Annotated in this window: 16 protein-coding genes and 1 tRNA gene; 12 read left to right on the forward strand and 5 right to left on the reverse strand. The window is 33.1% G+C overall.

Annotated features, from left to right (window positions below):
* Positions 1-125: 125 nt before the first annotated feature.
* Complete coding sequence (locus ACFVR1_RS13840; protein WP_387584814.1) at positions 126-752, reverse strand: nitroreductase family protein; 627 nt, start codon at positions 750-752, stop codon at positions 126-128.
* A 136-nt stretch (positions 753-888) separates the two neighbouring features.
* Here ACFVR1_RS13840 and ACFVR1_RS13845 point away from each other — a divergent pair, with 136 nt between their 5' ends.
* The 4 genes from ACFVR1_RS13845 (at position 889) to ACFVR1_RS13860 (ending at position 5,734) form a co-directional block, all read left to right on the forward strand.
* A complete protein-coding gene (locus tag ACFVR1_RS13845; RefSeq protein ID WP_387584815.1) occupies positions 889-1,260 on the forward strand; it encodes a winged helix-turn-helix transcriptional regulator in 372 nt (123 codons plus the stop codon).
* A gap of 27 nt (positions 1,261-1,287) precedes the next feature.
* Entirely contained in the window at positions 1,288-1,602 is a 315-nt protein-coding gene (locus ACFVR1_RS13850) for a DUF1292 domain-containing protein (protein ID WP_387584817.1), read from the forward strand.
* Positions 1,603-1,873: 271 nt separating this feature from the next.
* On the forward strand, positions 1,874-4,282 hold the full coding sequence (locus tag ACFVR1_RS13855) for an Ig-like domain-containing protein (RefSeq protein WP_387584819.1): 2,409 nt from the start codon (positions 1,874-1,876) through the stop codon (positions 4,280-4,282).
* Between the two features lie 489 nt (positions 4,283-4,771).
* Complete coding sequence (locus ACFVR1_RS13860; protein ID WP_387584820.1) at positions 4,772-5,734, forward strand: DUF4822 domain-containing protein; 963 nt, start codon at positions 4,772-4,774, stop codon at positions 5,732-5,734.
* Positions 5,735-6,101: 367 nt separating this feature from the next.
* Here the strand turns inward: ACFVR1_RS13860 and ACFVR1_RS13865 are convergent, their stop codons facing one another.
* The 3 genes from ACFVR1_RS13865 to ACFVR1_RS13875 all read right to left on the reverse strand — a co-directional run bounded on the left by ACFVR1_RS13865 (position 6,102) and on the right by ACFVR1_RS13875 (position 7,052).
* Positions 6,102-6,278, reverse strand: a complete 177-nt coding sequence (locus tag ACFVR1_RS13865) for a hypothetical protein (protein WP_387584822.1) — start codon at positions 6,276-6,278, stop codon at positions 6,102-6,104.
* Between the two features lie 188 nt (positions 6,279-6,466).
* The gene (locus tag ACFVR1_RS13870; RefSeq protein ID WP_387584824.1) at positions 6,467-6,589 is read right to left on the reverse strand and encodes a YjcZ family sporulation protein; all 123 of its coding nucleotides are present in this window, start codon (positions 6,587-6,589) and stop codon (positions 6,467-6,469) included.
* Positions 6,590-6,979: 390 nt separating this feature from the next.
* Positions 6,980-7,052 (reverse strand) — tRNA-Val (locus ACFVR1_RS13875).
* 608 nt (positions 7,053-7,660) lie between these two features.
* On the opposite strand from ACFVR1_RS13875, the gene ACFVR1_RS13880 reads away from it, so the two are divergent.
* Positions 7,661-9,565, forward strand: a complete 1,905-nt coding sequence (locus ACFVR1_RS13880; protein WP_387584826.1) for an endonuclease MutS2 — start codon at positions 7,661-7,663, stop codon at positions 9,563-9,565.
* A gap of 314 nt (positions 9,566-9,879) precedes the next feature.
* Entirely contained in the window at positions 9,880-10,167 is a 288-nt protein-coding gene (locus ACFVR1_RS13885) for a DUF1292 domain-containing protein (protein ID WP_387584827.1), read from the forward strand.
* Positions 10,168-10,244: 77 nt separating this feature from the next.
* Here ACFVR1_RS13885 and ACFVR1_RS13890 read toward each other — a convergent pair whose 3' ends face one another.
* Complete coding sequence (locus ACFVR1_RS13890; protein WP_387584829.1) at positions 10,245-10,529, reverse strand: hypothetical protein; 285 nt, start codon at positions 10,527-10,529, stop codon at positions 10,245-10,247.
* A 187-nt stretch (positions 10,530-10,716) separates the two neighbouring features.
* On the opposite strand from ACFVR1_RS13890, the gene ACFVR1_RS13895 reads away from it, so the two are divergent.
* The 6 genes from ACFVR1_RS13895 (at position 10,717) to ACFVR1_RS13920 (ending at position 17,998) form a co-directional block, all read left to right on the forward strand.
* A complete protein-coding gene (locus ACFVR1_RS13895) occupies positions 10,717-10,896 on the forward strand; it encodes a small acid-soluble spore protein H (protein ID WP_387584830.1) in 180 nt (59 codons plus the stop codon).
* 369 nt (positions 10,897-11,265) lie between these two features.
* Entirely contained in the window at positions 11,266-11,544 is a 279-nt protein-coding gene (locus ACFVR1_RS13900) for a DUF1292 domain-containing protein (protein ID WP_387584831.1), read from the forward strand.
* 285 nt (positions 11,545-11,829) lie between these two features.
* Complete coding sequence (locus ACFVR1_RS13905) at positions 11,830-12,108, forward strand: DUF1292 domain-containing protein (RefSeq protein WP_387584832.1); 279 nt, start codon at positions 11,830-11,832, stop codon at positions 12,106-12,108.
* A gap of 272 nt (positions 12,109-12,380) precedes the next feature.
* Positions 12,381-14,606 (forward strand): YcdB/YcdC domain-containing protein, encoded by a 2,226-nt coding sequence (locus ACFVR1_RS13910; protein WP_387584834.1) that lies wholly within the window; start codon positions 12,381-12,383, stop codon positions 14,604-14,606.
* Positions 14,607-14,867: 261 nt separating this feature from the next.
* Entirely contained in the window at positions 14,868-17,105 is a 2,238-nt protein-coding gene (locus ACFVR1_RS13915; RefSeq protein WP_387584835.1) for a YcdB/YcdC domain-containing protein, read from the forward strand.
* 410 nt (positions 17,106-17,515) lie between these two features.
* Positions 17,516-17,998 (forward strand): PTS sugar transporter subunit IIA, encoded by a 483-nt coding sequence (locus tag ACFVR1_RS13920; RefSeq protein ID WP_387584837.1) that lies wholly within the window; start codon positions 17,516-17,518, stop codon positions 17,996-17,998.
* The last annotated feature ends 120 nt before the right edge of the window (positions 17,999-18,118 follow it).

Genomic DNA, 18,118 nt, shown 5'->3' on the forward strand with positions numbered 1-18,118 from the left:
TATTGTTCAGTTTCAGTCGATCCTCAATCATATTCGAAATGAGTAACAGTTTTTTCATTGCATGGTTGTTGCCATTTCTTTTAAATCTCGCCAATCAATAAGCTGACTAACGAGATATAAGTTTATTAAACGAAAGTCGCTATCTTTTCCAATGGTAACCGGGTGGATCCGTAGGCAGGTGCAGCCGCTTTACCTAATGCGATTAGAACAAGTGGCACATAACGATCGTCTAATTTGAATGCCTCTGCAAATTGATTTTTATCAAAACCACCCATAGGTACAGTATCATAGCCTTTTGCTTTCGCAATTAACATCAGTTGCATAGATACTAAACCTGCATCAAACGAAGCTATATTCAATCTAGCTTCAACTGGAGCGTTTGGATAAGCGGATTTGGCGTTTTGAATTTGAAGCTCCACATTGACCTTATCAATATAGCCAGCTTCAAGATTTGCATTGTAAATTTCATCTATATTGTGATACATTTCTGTATCGCCAATGACAGCTATGATTGCTGAAGCAGTTTCGAGTTGTTCTTGGTTGAAAGAGTATTCTCTTATTTTTTTCTTTGTATCTTGATCTTGGATAACTATGAATCTCCAAGGTTGTAAGTTACTTGAGGAAGGAGCAAGTGTTGCTTCAGTTAGCATAGTCTCAATTTCTTCTTGAGAAATTTTATATGAAGGATTGAACTTTCTTACAGATTTACGTTCGTGAATTATTTCAGATAGATTAGTATATTTTTCTGACATGGTAGCCATCTCCTATTGAAAACTTTTTTGTTGAACTTACTATTAGTAAGTCAGAAGTCAAGATTACTATTAGTAAGTTTGTTTGTCAACTATGAATGTGTTAATGTTGAATTATCAATCAAATGGGGTTGTGAAAATGAAGAACAAGGAAGATCTAATTCAATCAACTATTCAACAAAAAGGGCATATCAGTTGTGATAGTTTTCATGGAACAATAGAATTTATTGGGAAGAGATGGATGGGAATTATCATTTATCATTTATTAGATGGGCCAAAAAGATATCATGAGTTACTTTCTGAAATTCAAGGTATTTCGGATAGACTGTTAACTGAGCGACTTCGTGAATTGGAAACACATGGTCTAGTTATAAAAAAGGTTTCCGAGTCGTCTCCTAGAAAAGTGGAATACGAGTTAACAAAAATAGGAGAAGAATTAGAAGGAATTATTAGCGCCATTTTTAAATGGGTGAAAGACAATGGTTGCTATGCAAATGAAGGAAATCAATAGAATAAGAATTATTTGGAGGAGATATACATGGAAGAAAATAAAGGTAAATTAGAAGTTGGCAACACCTTTACGGTGCTTGATGAAAACAATCAAGAACAAGAAATGAAAGTGGTAGGATTTTTGAATGTGGAGGAAATGGACTACGCAGCAGTCATATTTGTAGAGGATATTCAAGAAGAAACAATGGAAGATATAAGCATTTTCTTTTTACGAGTGGGTGCTGACAACTCATTATCCATGATAGAGAGTGAAGAGGAATTTGAAAAGGTGACAGTAGCATATAACAATCTCAGTGATAACAAACCTTCTAAAAAAAGAGGTAAAAACCGCAATATTAAATAACTATCAAAGAGCATTAAACTTGAATAAAAAGTTTAGTGCTTTTTTTATTTGAAAAAGTACCTCTAATTATTTGGACATCGTTGATATATCATGGAATATTTGAAGTTCATGTCCTCTAAAGGTTGATAGGGCAAGTTAATTAAATATGGGGCGTTACCAAAAAGCACTCTTTACTTCTAATAATAATATAATTACATGGCATTAATAGTAGATTAATATTTATTGTGTTTAATTGAATTATTAAATATGAATCTACTAGGAGGATTGCTATATGGTTAATAAAAAACTTGTTAAAACAGGAGCTACTTTAGCACTTGCAATAGCTATTACAGTTCCAGCATTATCACCTGCAGCAGCGATTTCTAAGGAAAATTTTAAAATAGAATCTGTTAAGTTTAATGGAATGAAAGCACCATCTACTATTGATGAAATGGTAAAAACATATACAACTGCAACCATTGATGTTAAATATAGCAATGGAAAAGTAAAAACATTTCCATTGTCTTATAACTACCTATTTAAATCGGAAGATAAGATAGCAACAGTTAAAGGAGAAAAAATCCCTGCAGGTACACCGATTGATGTAAAGGGAAATCCTATTGTTGAACCAAGTAGTACAGATGGAAAATATTTTGTTTCAGATGCTCCAGATTCAAATAGCTTATTGAAGCCTATTGACGGCAAAATTTATATGGTTACACATTATGAATATCAAACAATTGACGCTGCTGGGAAATCAGCTTATGGATTAGTTCCAGCTTCTATGTCTTTAGCAGAGTTGTCTCAAGATCCTAAAACTGGAGAGCTTAATGAAAAATCAGTGAAGAAAATTGATTTTTCAGCTGTAAATGGGCTTTGGATTCCATGTAATGGATCTTTATCACCATGGAATACACATTTAGGTTCTGAGGAGTATGAGCCAGATGCTCGCCAATTTGCGGATCCTACATCAAAAACAAGAAGTCAGGTAGAAACCTTTGCTCAATTTTATTTTGGGGATAAAACTAAGGGAAATCCTTATTTCTACGGTTACTCTCCTGAGATTACAGTAAATAAAAAAGGGGAAGCATCAGTTGTAAAGCATTATAGTACTGGACGTTTCTCTCACGAATTAATGAAGGTAATGCCTGATAATAGGACTGTATATTTTGGAGATGATGGAACAAACACAGGGTTGTTTATGTACTTAGCAGATAGCTCTAAAAATCTATCAGAAGGCACATTATATGCTGCTAAATTTAAACAAACAGGTATTGAAAATGGTGGTTCGGGAAATTTAGAGTGGATAGATTTAGGACATGCAACAGATAAAGAGGTGAAGAAAATCATTGATAGCGGTATTACATTTGATGATATTTTTGATACTTCAGATGTACCTGCAGCAGGGTTTACAGCTATTAAACAATATTCATATGGTAATGTTGAGTATTTAAAATTAAAGCCTGGTAAAGAAAAAGCGGCGGCATTCCTTGAAACACGCCGTTACGCAGCAATGCTTGGTGCAACTACCGAATTTAACAAAATGGAAGGTGTAGCGCTAAACGAAAAGGATAAAAAAATATATATTGCTATTTCCGATCAAAGTAAGAGCATGGAAAAAGATGCAACAGGAAAAGATCCAGCAGACCATATTCAATTACCAAAAATTAAGGCTGGTGTAACCTATCAATTAGATTTGCAAGGTGGTCAAAAAGATAGCAAAGGAAATGCTATTAATAGCTCTTATGTAGCACCATCCATGTATGGATTGGTAGTAGGAGAAGACCTTCCTAATGCTGATGCATATGGGAACACTGCAAATGTAGACAAAGTGGCTAATCCAGATAACTTAAGTTATTCCGAAGCAATGCGAACACTCTTTATTGGTGAAGATAGCGGTGCTCACACAAATAATTTTGTTTGGGCATATAACGTTGATACGAAAGAATTAGATCGTGTTTTATCTGTACCGGCAGGAGCGGAAGCAACTGGATTAACGGCAGTAGATGAAAGCAATGACTTTTCTTATATCTTTAGTAATTTCCAACATCCTGGTGATGAAGTAGATGGGAAGTCAATTACAGCTGTTAATAAAGCTGAATTACTTAAAGCTGTTGACGAACAAATTGGTATTAACAAAACAGGCGGTATTGGTTATATCTCTGGTCTACCTTCTTTAACAAAAATGCCAGATTTCACTGCACCTGGTGTTCCAGTTATTAATACGGTAACTAATGTGGCAACATCAATTAGTGGTAAAGCAGAAGCTAATTCAATAGTGAAATTATATATAAATGGTAAATATCAAGGAAGTGTAAAAGCGGATAAAAACGGAAACTATAAGTTTAAGTTAGATAAGAAACTAAGTGAAGGAACACAAATTACTATTACAGCAACTGATGATGCTGGAAATACAAGTGCTGAAAAAGCTACTAAAGTAATCGATAAGCAAGCTCCTAAAACGCCTTTAGTAAATAAGGTGACTGTAAAATCTACAGCTATTACTGGTACAACTGAAAAGGATACTACTGTGTCAGTTTATAATGGAAAAACATTATTAGGGAAAGCAGTAGCAGATTCCAAGGGAAACTTTGTTGTGAAAATTAAGGCTCAAAAAGCTAATACAAACATAACAATTGTAGCTAAAGACAAAGTTGGAAACCAAAGTAAATCAAATGTTATAAAAATTGTTTCTAAATAATAAATAAGTTCATTAATTGTGCAAATAAACATGAAAAGGGCTGTCATAAAAGTGAATTAACAATGACTTTTGTGACAGCCCTTATTCTTTTTTAGAAGATATTATTAATACAAAAAGGTTCTTTTAAAAGATATTGTTATTTAGATGTTTTTTCATAAAATATCGCATTACAATAACTCTTTCTCTAAAAAACAAACCCCTCGACTTTCAGTCGAGGGGTTTTGTGTCTAAACGTGGGGGGGTAACTAACAATAGTGATACAGTGCATTTTCATTCATCTAGGATGTGTTTCAGATAACAATGGAAATACAAATAGACAGGAAAAGGAGATAAAAGTAATGAATATGTGATTAAGCAACTGATTCAATGGGCAAAATATAATGAAACAGATACTTAAAAGGTTGACTGAGGCAGGTGTCGATATTAATACACAGGATTCAAGATACAGAATTGATCATGGAATCATATGACTACTAAGGAGACAACAAAATGAACAAGAGAAAGAACATATTAGCATCTATAATACTCGGGTTATCCTTGGTGATAACTGGGTGTAATTCAAACGCACAAAATAAACAAAGTGCTCAGAAGCAAGAACAAATTGCTAAAGAAGATAAAAAAGAAAATAAGTTAACCACAGGACAGGAATTGACTAAAATTCTTAGTAGCACAAATTGGCAAGGTACAAAAGTATATGATAAAGACAATAATGATTTAACAAAAGAGAACGCAAACTTTATTGGCCTTGCGAAATATGACAATGAAACATCAAGGTATGAACTTTTTGATAAAAAGACAAAAGAAAGTCGTGACGATAATGGAACTTTCTTTATCACTAACGATGGGAAGTTGAGAGTATTAATTTCAGAATCAAAGGATTATCAAGCTATTGTCGAAATCACAAAGTTAAATAAAAATAAGTTTACTTATAAAAGAGTGGGTAAAGATACTAATGGCAACGACATAGAAGTGTTCGTTGATCATGTCCCTTATAAGGAAACAAATCTTTCTTTTACTAATCCAGATAAAACTTTGAATACTTCCACAGGAGAAATAGTAACAAATATAGATGGGGATAAAATTTTATCTGACACCCTCTGGCAAGGAACAGTTGCTTTAGATGAAAAGGGCAACGATGTATCAAATTATAATTCTAATTATTTAGGTCTAGCAAGATACGATAATATGACAAATAAATATGAGTTTTTTGTTGCTAAAACAGGTGAAAGTCGCGGTGATTACGGTTATTTCAATGTTGTACATGGAAATAAGATAAGAGCCAACGTTTCACAAGGAGTCAATAAATATGGTGCAGTTTTAGAGATAACAGAGCTTAATAAAAATAAATTCACATATAAAAGAAAAGGGAAGGATAAAGATGGAAAAGAAATAACCATATTTGTGGAGCATATTCCTTATGATGGTAAGTTTAAATTAGAATTCACAAAATAAAAAAATTCAATTAGACCTGGCATTTAGTAGGGAATGGTTTCCGTATAGTTTTACTGATATCAGTTTGATAATTGTTAATTTATGAATACAATGTATAGAAAAAGTTCTTAATTACGGAACTTTTTTTGATGAAAGACAGATCTTAATGAATAGAGGATGGAATCATTTACATTGAGAATGCAAACCTTTCTGAAAAACATCAACGATGAGGAGCATCAAGTTTAATTTCACCTACAACCATGTTCAATAAAAGAACAACATAGTTGTAGGTGAAATTATTTGTTTACTAAATACTAATAAACACCATCATGAAGAGTTGTATAATAGCTTGAAATAGAGGTAGTACTAATCGCACTCTAACTTAATTTTATATTAAAAATAGAGTTGCGATTAAGAAGAAAGGAATAAATTCTCTTCTAAAGCGATTTCGTATAAACATTCCTCTTCCTGGGACAAATCCATCAATCATTCCGATGCGTCTTCTACCCCTTCTATCTCTCACCATAATCCGGCGGCCCATATTTCTCATAACAAACGGTTCCATAATATCCCTCCTGTCTATAGTTTGAACATTATTTGAATCAATGCTAAATAATTTCCCTTATATTGTATATTTCTCAGTCCAATTATCAATAAAGGGCAGATTGCTTGAACCTGCCCATTATCCTTATTATTCGTGGTGGTAATACTTAATGCAGTGGAAAATATCAAATATTATTCACCATATAGAGATTAGTAATCTCTCATAAAAGAAGCGCCTACGATGATAAGGAGAATAAACAATACGACAATCAATACAAAGGTTGAACCCGTGTTACTATAGCCACCGCCATATGAACCATTTCCATAACCCATATATTTTCACCACCAATATTTAGATTAAGGATTACTAGATTACATCCTTAATAATATGTTATGTCAAAAATATGTATGGACTTGGACTAATGTGATAGATAGCACTAGCTTTATATTAATTTTTACGAACATGAAAAAACTCTAATTGTATAGGGATTCTATTGAGAAGAGAGAAGAAAATAAAGAGCAAATTTTATTAAGTATTACAATAGCAGATTATGAATCGAGTTTTTCCTCAAGTGATTTGAATAATCTTATTTTAGATAGGTTTAGGAATGTGTATCCTAACGACATCGCAGATACTTTTAACAACACTATTCAAAGTCATACTAACATAAGAAAAAGCCTGCAAACATTGAAATAACAACGTTTGCAGGCTTAAGATAATGATGGTCCCGACTGGTCTCGAACCAGCGACCCCCACCTTGTCGAGGTGGTGCTCTCCCAACTGAGCTACAAGACCGGTATTTAAAGTAGATGATAATATAACAATAATGCTACTTTATACTATTATATAAGTTTGATTCGAATCCTACAATACCTTTGCTGATGAGCTAATTTACTGGTTTGATGTTAAAGGGACACACTGTTAGATGTTCGTAAAGGTTTACTAGGAATTGACTACTATTTTAAATGATGGTATATTGAAAATATTCTTATAAAAGGTGTGGTGAAGTATGTCAGAAGTAGGTATGAACTAATACTAATTTAGTTTAATAAGGCATTTAATGACTGGTATTGTTCCAGTTTATTAAGTGTGCCTTGTTCCACAATGTTTTCTTAACATAGTGGATACCTACCTGAAGACTGCTTCCTTTTCCATATACTCGTTTAACATATTTGTGTGTTAAGACGAAGAGCATGGCGGGATTTGTCCTGCCATGCTTTTTTCGTACTTCCATTTTTGTTGACGATTAAAGTGCCTTGTAATTCACAAGGCAAATGCCCGCAGGAGCTTTCTATCCATTTTTTGGTTTTACCGTAAAAATGGAAAGGTAGGAGAGATTCTTGCGGGCATTTTTTTATTATCAGATATGAAAGTATTGTGAATTTATTATAGGAGGAATACACATGAATACAATGACATATGAAAAATTACAATACAACGAACTAAAGGAAATGGTGAAATTCCATTGCGTAAGTAGTTTAGGTAAGGAATTGCTAGATAAGCTTCAACCAAGTTCAAATAGTAAAGTTGTTAAAATTAGATTGAATGAAACGACTGAGGCGAGGAAGTTACTAGATGCAGAAAGGCATCTTCCATTGAAAGGTATTTCGAATATAAGTCATCAGATGGAGAAGCTTGAAAAAGGAATGATTTTAGGTCCTTCCGAGCTAGTTGCTATATCTGACTTTTTAAGAGGCTGTAGAACAATAAAGAAGTTTATGATCGATAAAGAATTTTTTGCTCCAGTATTACATTCTTATTCCCACTCCATGATGGAACTTAGAAGTATTGAAGAGACTATAAATCACTCCATTAGAGGAAATAGAGTAGATTCGGAGGCCAGTAAAGAATTAAAGCGTATTCGAAATCATATTGCCAAGACAGAAGAAAAAATAGAAGAAAAACTAAATAAATTTCTAAAGAGTAGTGCCAATAAGGAATATATTCAAGAATTCTTTATAAGTAAAAAAGACGATCGTTTTACGATTCCTATAAAAGCTTCTTTTAAAAATCAGGTGGAAGGAACGATTATAGAATCTTCTTCTAAAGGGTCAACTGTATTTATTGAGCCCGCAGCTATTTCTAAATTAAATGCAGAATTAGCAATGCTTAAGTCGGAGGAATCGATGGAAGAATACCAAATTTTAGCAACTATTTCCGGAACTATTTACGAGGAAGTTAGGCAAATCAACATCAATATTGAACTGATTGGCCAGTATGACATGATTTTTGCAAAAGCGAAGTTTAGTAAAAGAATGGATGGAATCGAGCCAAAATTAAATAATCATGGCTATATTAAGCTGAAGAATTGTAAGCATCCTCTTTTGTCTGGAAGTATTGTTCCTCTAGACTTTGAAATTGGAAAAGACTATCGTAGCTTAATTATTACAGGACCTAATGCAGGTGGTAAGACAGTTGTACTGAAAACAATAGGAATACTATCACTTGCTATCATGTCAGGTTTTCATATTGAGGCAGATGAAGGTACGGAAATAGCTATTTTTGATAATATATTTGTGGATATTGGTGACAATCAAAGCATTGAAAATTCACTTAGTACCTTTTCATCACATATGAAAAACATCTCAGAAATTATGAGTGCATCGACGAATAACACTCTTCTTCTTTTTGATGAAATTGGAAGTGGTACTGAACCAAACGAAGGTGCTGCACTTGCTATCGCTATACTCGAAGAATTTTATCAAATGGGATGTATTACAGTTGCGACAACTCACTATGGTGAAATTAAACGTTACTCGGAAATTCATAGTGATTTTATGAATGCTGCTATGCAATTCAACAGTGAAGCATTAGAGCCTATGTATAAGCTTTTAATTGGTAAATCAGGAGACAGTAATGCACTTTGGATTTCTAGGAAAATGAATTTGCGTGAAAAGGTCCTAGAAAAAGCACAGTACTATATAGAAAATAAAAACTATGATTTAGAACGTGTCAAAGAAAGTAAAGTAAAGATAACAATCTTGACACACATTCAAGAAGAAGCAACATATGAATTTGAAGTAGGAGACAGAGTAAAATTAATCGAACAAAATGATTCTGGAATTGTATATGAGAAAAAAGACAATTTCAATAATGTGTTAGTGTTCTATAAAAATGAAAAAATAAAAGTAAACGCGAAAAGATTGGAACTTGAAGTAAGAGCAGCAGAGTTATATCCAAAAGGTTATGACTTAAATGATTTATTTGTTAGTTATGCGGAACGAAAATTCCAACATGATATGGAAAGAGGCTCAAAGAAAGCACTAAAGAAAGTTTCAAAAGATATAAAGAAAAGGCTTAGTGAATAATATTGAAGCTATGCGCAACATTTTGTCCATTACCCGCAACATTATAGGCAAATTCGCAATGTCTGACGAGTTACTCGCAATATTCCGATTCATATTCGCAATATACAAGCTATGCGCAACATTTTGTCCATTACCCGCAACATTATAGGCCAAATTCGCAATATCTGACGAGTTACTCGCAACATTCCGATTCAAATGCGCAATATACAAGTAAGCTGTATTTAAAATTAGTAACCACTTTGGGTTAATCGACAATTTGAAGGGTAGAATAATTAGAGTTCTTTTATTAAATAAAATGTTGGGAGGGAATCAGAATGGAAGAAAAGATGGGCGGTATTGAAGTTGGCGAAATTCTTACCGTAATGGATGAAGAGGATCGGGAACAAGAAATTGAAGTGATTGGTCTATTAACTATCGATGATAAGGAATATGCGGCTGTTGCATTTGCAGATGATGCAAAACAAGAAACAATAGAAGAGGTAGATGTATTCTATTTCCAGGTCTTGGATGGTGAAGAGCTAGCCGAAGTGGAGACGGATGTGGAATTTGAGAAAGTATCAGCAGCGTTTTTAGAAGCTTTAGAAGCGGAAGAAGAGAAATGATTAATTGTTAGGAGAGGAGAAAATTTCCTCTCTTTTTTAGATGATAATAACAAAACATTGTTATATGATGGGAGTTTCTATAATCCTTCACGGCAGTTTAAGTTCCCTTGAAACTGGTTATATTTTTTTAATTCATTTATAGTCTCTTCTATTTCTTTTAAGTAATTATCAAATATATGATTATTACCTGTTTCGCTGAAGTTCTGTTTATCTATTGAATTCAGCAGAGCAATTACAGCATTAAACTTTAAATCATCTAGAAACGGGATCTCCGTTTTCCCATGGATTTCTCCTTTAACTACAAGCTCATCATTTTCATTCTCCATTTTGAAAGTGAATTTTTGCATATTACTAGTATTCATTTATAAACACTCCTTATTAAATAAGATTTGCACTTTTAATTAATATTTCCGTAATTATGGTTTTTAGTCGCAGTATAATTTCAATAATAACTATGTAGTCATTACTGTCAGTTACAACAAGTATATCTTAGTAATTTTAGGTAAATATAATAACTTAACTATTGATAATTAAAAGGAGGTGGCTACAATGAATGTTGTACGAGCAGAGGAAATTGCTTTCTCGCAAAATATGGTTAATGTAACCTATAACGGGGAAAAACTTTATATTGAGCACGTAGACAAACAAAAGGGATTAGCTACAATCCATTCCCTAGATGAACCAAACAATAAACAGAGTGTATCCGTGACAAGTTTAAGTGAACAATAAGTTATTTCAATGATTATTTAAATAAACCGCCATCTTCTGAACTGCACCCTAAATGTTAGTGTTACTAAAATTTAGGGTGCAGTTTTATAATGAAAAAAGATCAGAAAACTGTGGTGGAAAAAGAAAGAATGTATGGAGAAAACACAATATGCAAAAGCGGAAGCTAAACAAAGTGAATCAGTAAAAAAATCCATAAAAGCGGCTCATTAATTTCCATTCGTCTTTTCTTTTTTATTTATTTAACCCATTCGAAAAGCATAGAACAATTAAAGGCTTTGTTCTTTTTTTGCTAAAAAACCTGTAATGTTGGATAATTCGAATGTAAGATAAAAGGGAAGCATATGAAAATGATATTAGGAGGAATTTGGAATGGAAGAAAATACGGGGAAAATTGAAGTTGGCGAAATCTTTATGGTACTAGATGAAAACGATCAAGAACAAGAAATGGAAGTACTAGGTTTGTTAACTGTGGATGAAACTGAATACGCTGCTGTTAGTTTCGTAGAGGATATCGATGGTGAATCAGAAGAGGATATTGATATATTCTTTTTCCGAGTGGAAGACGACGAGGAATTATCGATGATCGAGAGTGACGAGGAATTTGAAAAAGTTTCTGCAGCCTTTAGAGCAGCTGAAGAACAAGAGTAAATTGTAAAAGAGAGGAGAAGGAAAGTTTTCTCCTCTCTTTTTCTTATAGAAAAGGAAGATAAAAGCATCAATGCTTATTAATTTTAGAAAGTTCTCTTCTTAACGTAGACCTACTTCATGTTCACCTTTGTTATAGATTATTACTAGAACTAGTTGATCTGCCCCCTTAAATTTTGTTCCATCAAGTGATTAAGTACTTTTAGTAAATATATTACCCTGGGATGAATTCAACAATTGAGGGGTAGACTATTTAGGAAACGGATGAAAATTTAGGAGGTAATTGTAATGGTAGAGAAAATGGGAAGCATTGAAGTTGGCGATATTCTTTCGGTGATGGATAGTGATAATCAGAAGCAAAAAATTGAAGTAATTGGTTTGTTAACTATAGAAGATAAGGAATATGCAGCTTTTGCTTTTGCAGATGACGGAGTAGAAAAAAACATGCAAGAGGTAGGTGTATTCTTTTTCCGAAATGTTGATGGTGAGGAGTTAGCGGAACTGGAAACGGAAGCGGAATATGAGAAGGTATCAGCAACTTTTTTAGAAGCGTTGGAAGCTGGATAAAAGAAATGCTAAAGGGAGTGCAATGGACTCACTTTTTCACTCCAGTTACCTCGAATAGGATACATTAATTTTCGCATAAAAAGATTTTCTATCTAATTCATGAATTAGATAGAAAATCTCTTTTTTTATTTAAACAGAATGATTCCACTCCAACTATCATAGACTCTAAGGACTTGTTTGCTAACGCCACTAGAAAGATCGACAATAAGTATTTTTCTAAATTTGAGGAATTTGGTCTGCGATTAAACTATTACTTTTTTAGGAGGATTATTTTGGTTAAATTAAGGAAATTAGGAATTGTATTAACCTCGTCTGCATTATCTTTGGGAATGTTTTCCTCCGTTGCAAATGCATCACCATCTGGAAATGAAACAACACAAAAAATCCAAATTCAAGTAGCAGCTTCAGAAAAGATTCTTACTAAAAATGATTTAATTAAGAGATTTAAAGAATTGTTTCCAAAGCAATTTGACGATCTTACAAATAGTGATTTTCAAATGAGTAGCGGTCACTATTATTCAGATGATAAAGAAGTACGTTATAATTTATTTTTTAATAAAATGGTAAACGGAAAATCCTTATATGGTAGTGTTGGATTTGTTGGGGAAGAATTAGAAATAGAGACATTCTACTTCCAACCAAGTAATGAAAAAGATGCATTATTTCCAGCAAAAGTATCAAAAGATGAGGCAAGAAAAATTGCGGATGAATTTATGAAGAAATTTCTAACTGATCAAGAATACCAGTTAGAAACGGACTCATTTAACTATTATCCACAACAAATTTTAACAGAACCAATTCGTTATAACTTTTCTTTTTCTAGGACAAAAAACAAAGTATCTATTTCTGATCAAAGAATTGAGATAACTGTACTAGGTAATGGTGAGGTTACTAATTTTTATAAAAGTCCTGATAAAAAGTCTGCAACTTTTGAAGATACCAAACAAATATTAGATAAAAATAATCTATTAAAAAAATTGAAGGATAATATTTCAGTTGAACTGCAATACCAGATAGACATGGATTATAGAACAGGTGAAAAAGCTGTCAAACTCGTATATCAACCATCATCCAAAATACAAGGAGTTCACGCAGTTTCTGGTAAATGGCTAACCCCGAATGGATATTCTACAACAGTTCCAGAAAAAACTAAAGTGGAAACGATTTCAGCTAAACCACTTCCACCAAAACAAAAAGGAGTTACTTTAGAAGAGGCAAAGAAGATAGCCGAAAAATTTATTAAGTCGAACTCGGATAAACTTAAACTAAGTATACAAGCGATGGACGAAGTGAAAAATTATAACGGACAGAATGTAATTCGAGTTGACTATACGTACGAGCATGCCAATGGTGGGTATGGAACAAGTTTAGAAATAAATAAAGACACAGGAGAGATTATTCAATATTATGATATCTCAAGGGACATCTTGCAACAAAATGGAGAGAAACCCGACAAAGTAAAGTCACTTACTCAAAAAGAAGCTCTAACTCAAGCGTTAAAGTATGTAAAAGAGATGATTCCATCCTATTTACACAACTATGCGTTACCAGTAGGAGATGCTAACTACGATGAAGCCCAAGGATCTTATCACTTTTCATTTCCAAGAGTTGTAAAAGGTATTATGGTAATGGGAGACCAAATTAATGTAAGTATTGCGAGAGATGGTTCCTTAAACAACCTAAATGTCGATTTTCAAGAAATAGAAAGTTGGCCATCATTGGATAAAGTAATTTCTGAAAAAGAGGCGTTAGTTAAGTTAAAAGATGCCCTAAGTTTAAAACTTGCCTATATGAAACCAGGTCTAGGCAAAGAAAATCGTTACGACCTCGTGTATCAAACTTTATTTAATGAAAACATTTATAGCTTTTTAGATGCTACTACGGGAGAATGGAATAGCCTCGGGAATGGAAAAAGTCCATCTACGATATCCCATCCTTGGGCAGAAGAAGAACTGAATTATCTTATTAGTGCAAAAGTCTTAGAAGTGAAAGATACAAAAAATTTCAATGGAGATGCTGCTGTTTCTAAAGGAGAAGCATTAAAAGTAATATTAAATTCCCTCACTTATTTCTATGAAGGTATGTATTATAATGACAACGAAAATAAGAAACAAACGTTTGATAATATTGACCCTAAACATCCATTGTATCAAGCGATAGAACGGGCAGTAGATATGGGAGTAATTAAACCAAATAGTAAGAGCTTCGATGTAGATACTCCTATCACAAGAGAAGAATTAGCAGCATGGTATATAAGAGTACTAGGTCAAGAGCAATCAGCTAAATATAGTAATATCTATAAACTAGATTTTGCGGATGCAGATAAGGTTCAAAAAGAGTACACGGGTTATGTTGCTATAGCAAACTCTATTGGTTTATTTAAAATGGATAATAATCAATTCCATCCTTCTCAAGAAGTGACCTATGCAGAGTTAGCGGTATCAACTATTCTCCTTGCCCATGAAATTTCTGAAAATAGAAATGCTTTCAGATACTAATCAAACGAAACAAAAATCTCCAACCTAGAAAGATTTCTATAAAGGTATATTAAGGCGCAAAACCACGTAAGAGATTTTCTATCTAATCCATGTATTAGATAGAAAATCTCTTTTTATATTTTAAATGAATGTTTCCTCTCTAACTAACATAGACTCTAAAGGATTCCTTTCAATTACCAATTGAAAGGGAAAAAAGTAAACGTTTCCAATTTTACAGAATTTAGTGTACAATTTAATCATTACTGGAATAGGAGGGTTATCTTGGTTATTTTAAAGAAATTTGGTATTGTTTTAACTTCTTCCGCATTATCTCTTGGAATGTTTTCGTCTATGGCCCATGCTTCAACTACAATGAATATGCAACCTGAAAATTTGCATATTCAAGTCGCTGCAACAGAAAAAAATTTCACAAAAAATGATCTTATTAAAAAGCTTCATGATTTGTTTCCAAAAAAGTTTGATTTTTTATCAAATAGTGATTTCTATATGAATAGTGGTCGCTTTTATCCCGATGATGATGGTACGTTACGTTATGATTTATCTTTCCATAAGACAGTAAATGGAAAACAAGTGCATGGTGGTGTTACATTTGTTGGTGAAGAATTAGACATTGAGCAATTTTACTACCAGCCACCAGTTGAAAAAGAATCTTTATTCCCTGCAAAGGTTTCAAAAGAGGATGCTAGAAAAATTGCAGATGATTTTGTTAAAAAATATCTAGGGGGAGCCGAATATCAGCTAGAAACAGACCCTTTTAATTATTATCCAAGCCAACTACTATCAGAACCAATTCGATATTCCTTTTCTTTTGCTCGAACAAAAAATCAAATATCCATCATGGATCAAAGAATAGAAGTGACTGTTCTTGGAAATGGAGAAGTAGTTAATTTTTATCAAAATGCTATGCAAAATAAAACTTTTACTTTTGACGATACAAAACAACAAAAAGATAAAGATGGAATTTTAGAAAAAATGAAAGAAAATCTAACAGTTGACTTGCAATACCAAATTAATAATGATTATCGAACCGGTGACCGCAGTGTTCAACTTGTTTATCAACCATCTACTAAATTGCGTGGAGTTAATGCTGCTACAGGAAAATGGCTAACAGCTGATGGATATTCAGCAGAATTTCCAAAGAACACAAAAATTGAAATGATTTCAGCTAAGCAACTTCCACCAAAACAAAAAGGAATTACTTTAGAGCAAGCAAAGAAAATAGCAGAACAATTGCTTAAAGTAAATAGTGATAAAGTAAAATTAAACATTGAATCGGTCGAAGAAACAAAAAATTATAATGGACAGGAAGTCATTCGTATTCAATACATGTATCAATATGCGAACGGCGGATCTGGAACAAGTCTTGAATTAGATAAAAAAACAGGTGAAATTGTTCAATACAGTGATATGACAAGCGACCTTCTTGAACGAAGTGGAGAGAAATCTAAAAAAGAGAGCTCTCTTTCTCAAAAAGATGCACTCACTCAGGCTATAAAATATTTAAAAGAATGGGCTCCATCCCATCTACACAACTATGCAATGCCAGTAGATGAACCTTATTTGGAAGAGAGACTAGGTACTTATAACTTCTCTTTCCCTCGAATTGTTAATGGTATTGCTGTAATGGGTGATCAAATCAATGTAGGTATAGGCGCGGACGGTTCCTTAAATAGTCTTTATGTCAATTATCAAGAGATGGAAAAATGGCCATCCATTGATAAAGCTATTTCGAAGGAAGAGGCAAAAGCTATATTGAAAAAGACATTAAGTTTGAATCTTAATTATATGAAATCAGACAATAAAAAAGACAACCTTCACTATGATCTAGTCTATTTGCCTTCATTTAATGAAGATCCTTTAAGTTTTTTAGATGCTAACTCAGGTGAATGGAGCAGTTTATATAATGGAAAAAGTTCATCTACTATTTCACATTCTTGGGCAGCAGAGGAACTTAATTACCTAATGAATGCTAAAGTTTTAGACATTAAAGATACAAAGAACTTTAATGGAGATGCATCTGTTTCAAAAGGGGAAGCATTAAAAGTTATGATGAATTCCCTTACTTATTTTTATAGTAATAGTTATTATAATGAAACAGAAAATAAGAATCAAACGTTTAAAAATATTGATCCTAAGCACCCTTTATATCAAGTAGTTGAACGTGCGGTTGATGCGGGTATTATAAAACCAGATAACCAGAACTTCGATTTTGAATCTCCAATTAAAAAAGAAGAACTAGCAGTTTGGTATATCCGAGTTCTAGGATTAGACCAAGCAGCAAGGAATAGTAATATCTATAAACTAGACTTTGCTGATGCAAATAAGGTGAAACCAGAATATGCTGGATATGTTGCTTTAGCAAACTCAATGGGATTATTAAAAACAGATCAAAATAACTTTTACCCTGATCGAGAAGCGACGTATGCAGAATTGGCGGTTTCAATTATCCTACTAGCACATGAAATATCCGAAAAAGGAAATAGCCTACGTTATTATTAATAATTAGACAGCGATAATATCAATCATTTCAAACCCTTTACCGTATGTGAAATCAAACGGTGGAGGGTTTTTGTTTTAAGAGATAAAACTCCTGAGCAAAGTTCTTCGCAGAAATTTATTTCACTGCGCTCCATCCAGTGTCATGATTTGCAGCTAATCACCTAGGAGCCGACACCTTCCGCTCCAATCAACAGGGCAAATAAGAAAGACAATATGCTTCGCCCAAATAATGAATTGGTACTTTCTTTTGTTTATCAATAAAAATAGGTTGCATCCAAGGATAAAGAAGCTGATATTTCTTTTCGTTTATCTCCTGTTTTTTTGTTCTTTCTGTTGTCATTACACAATATAAATGAGGTATACGATTTTTTTGAGTTTCCCTAAAGATGAATATAAAGGAGTTAATCAGCATGTTTACAAAACTTTTTAAGAAACGTAAATTACAAATCTATGCACCTATCACTGGGGAAATACTTTCACTAGATCAAGTTCCAGATCCTGTCTTTAGTCAAAAAATGATGGGTGAAGGAGTTGCAATTATGCCAAGAGGAGGAAGCATCCATTCTCCAATAGACGGCACAGTTATTCACCTATCAGGAACCAAACATGCAATTGCTCTTCGTTCAAATGATGGGACGGAAATTCTTATTCATATTGGTCTAGAAACGGTTTCTTTAAAAGGACAAGGCTTTACAGTTTTCGTTAATGAGGGTGAACGAGTTTCTAACGGGCAGTTACTCATAGAAGTAGATTGGGACTATATTCGAGAACATGCCAGCAGTGTAATAACACCTATTGTTATTACGAATAGTGATGAAAGAGAAGTTCAATATGAAGTAGCAAAAGAATGTATTATGGGTGAAACATTATTGATGACAACTTCTCCAAAATAAAGTGCAAATAAGGAGGTGATTTTTTACAAGGTAATGAATAGGGGTGTGAAATAGAATATTCGCATAGACATTTTGCAAGTAAAACTTTGTATAACGCAATCATTTAATATTTTTCAAATT

The organism is Psychrobacillus sp. NPDC058041, from assembly GCF_042885655.1.
Classification (GTDB): domain Bacteria; phylum Bacillota; class Bacilli; order Bacillales_A; family Planococcaceae; genus Psychrobacillus.

Bases quoted from the DNA above. Each gene is read 5' to 3' on its own strand.
- ACFVR1_RS13840 (WP_387584814.1), bottom strand. From the start codon at position 752: ATGTCAGAAAAATATACTAATCTATCTGAAATAATTCACGAACGTAAA.
- ACFVR1_RS13845 (WP_387584815.1), top strand. From the start codon at position 889: ATGAAGAACAAGGAAGATCTAATTCAATCAACTATTCAACAAAAAGGG.
- ACFVR1_RS13850 (WP_387584817.1), top strand. From the start codon at position 1,288: ATGGAAGAAAATAAAGGTAAATTAGAAGTTGGCAACACCTTTACGGTG.
- ACFVR1_RS13855 (WP_387584819.1), top strand. From the start codon at position 1,874: ATGGTTAATAAAAAACTTGTTAAAACAGGAGCTACTTTAGCACTTGCA.
- ACFVR1_RS13860 (WP_387584820.1), top strand. From the start codon at position 4,772: ATGAACAAGAGAAAGAACATATTAGCATCTATAATACTCGGGTTATCC.
- ACFVR1_RS13865 (WP_387584822.1), bottom strand. From the start codon at position 6,278: ATGGAACCGTTTGTTATGAGAAATATGGGCCGCCGGATTATGGTGAGA.
- ACFVR1_RS13870 (WP_387584824.1), bottom strand. From the start codon at position 6,589: ATGGGTTATGGAAATGGTTCATATGGCGGTGGCTATAGTAACACGGGT.
- ACFVR1_RS13880 (WP_387584826.1), top strand. From the start codon at position 7,661: ATGAATACAATGACATATGAAAAATTACAATACAACGAACTAAAGGAA.
- ACFVR1_RS13885 (WP_387584827.1), top strand. From the start codon at position 9,880: ATGGAAGAAAAGATGGGCGGTATTGAAGTTGGCGAAATTCTTACCGTA.
- ACFVR1_RS13890 (WP_387584829.1), bottom strand. From the start codon at position 10,529: ATGAATACTAGTAATATGCAAAAATTCACTTTCAAAATGGAGAATGAA.
- ACFVR1_RS13895 (WP_387584830.1), top strand. From the start codon at position 10,717: ATGAATGTTGTACGAGCAGAGGAAATTGCTTTCTCGCAAAATATGGTT.
- ACFVR1_RS13900 (WP_387584831.1), top strand. From the start codon at position 11,266: ATGGAAGAAAATACGGGGAAAATTGAAGTTGGCGAAATCTTTATGGTA.
- ACFVR1_RS13905 (WP_387584832.1), top strand. From the start codon at position 11,830: ATGGTAGAGAAAATGGGAAGCATTGAAGTTGGCGATATTCTTTCGGTG.
- ACFVR1_RS13920 (WP_387584837.1), top strand. From the start codon at position 17,516: ATGTTTACAAAACTTTTTAAGAAACGTAAATTACAAATCTATGCACCT.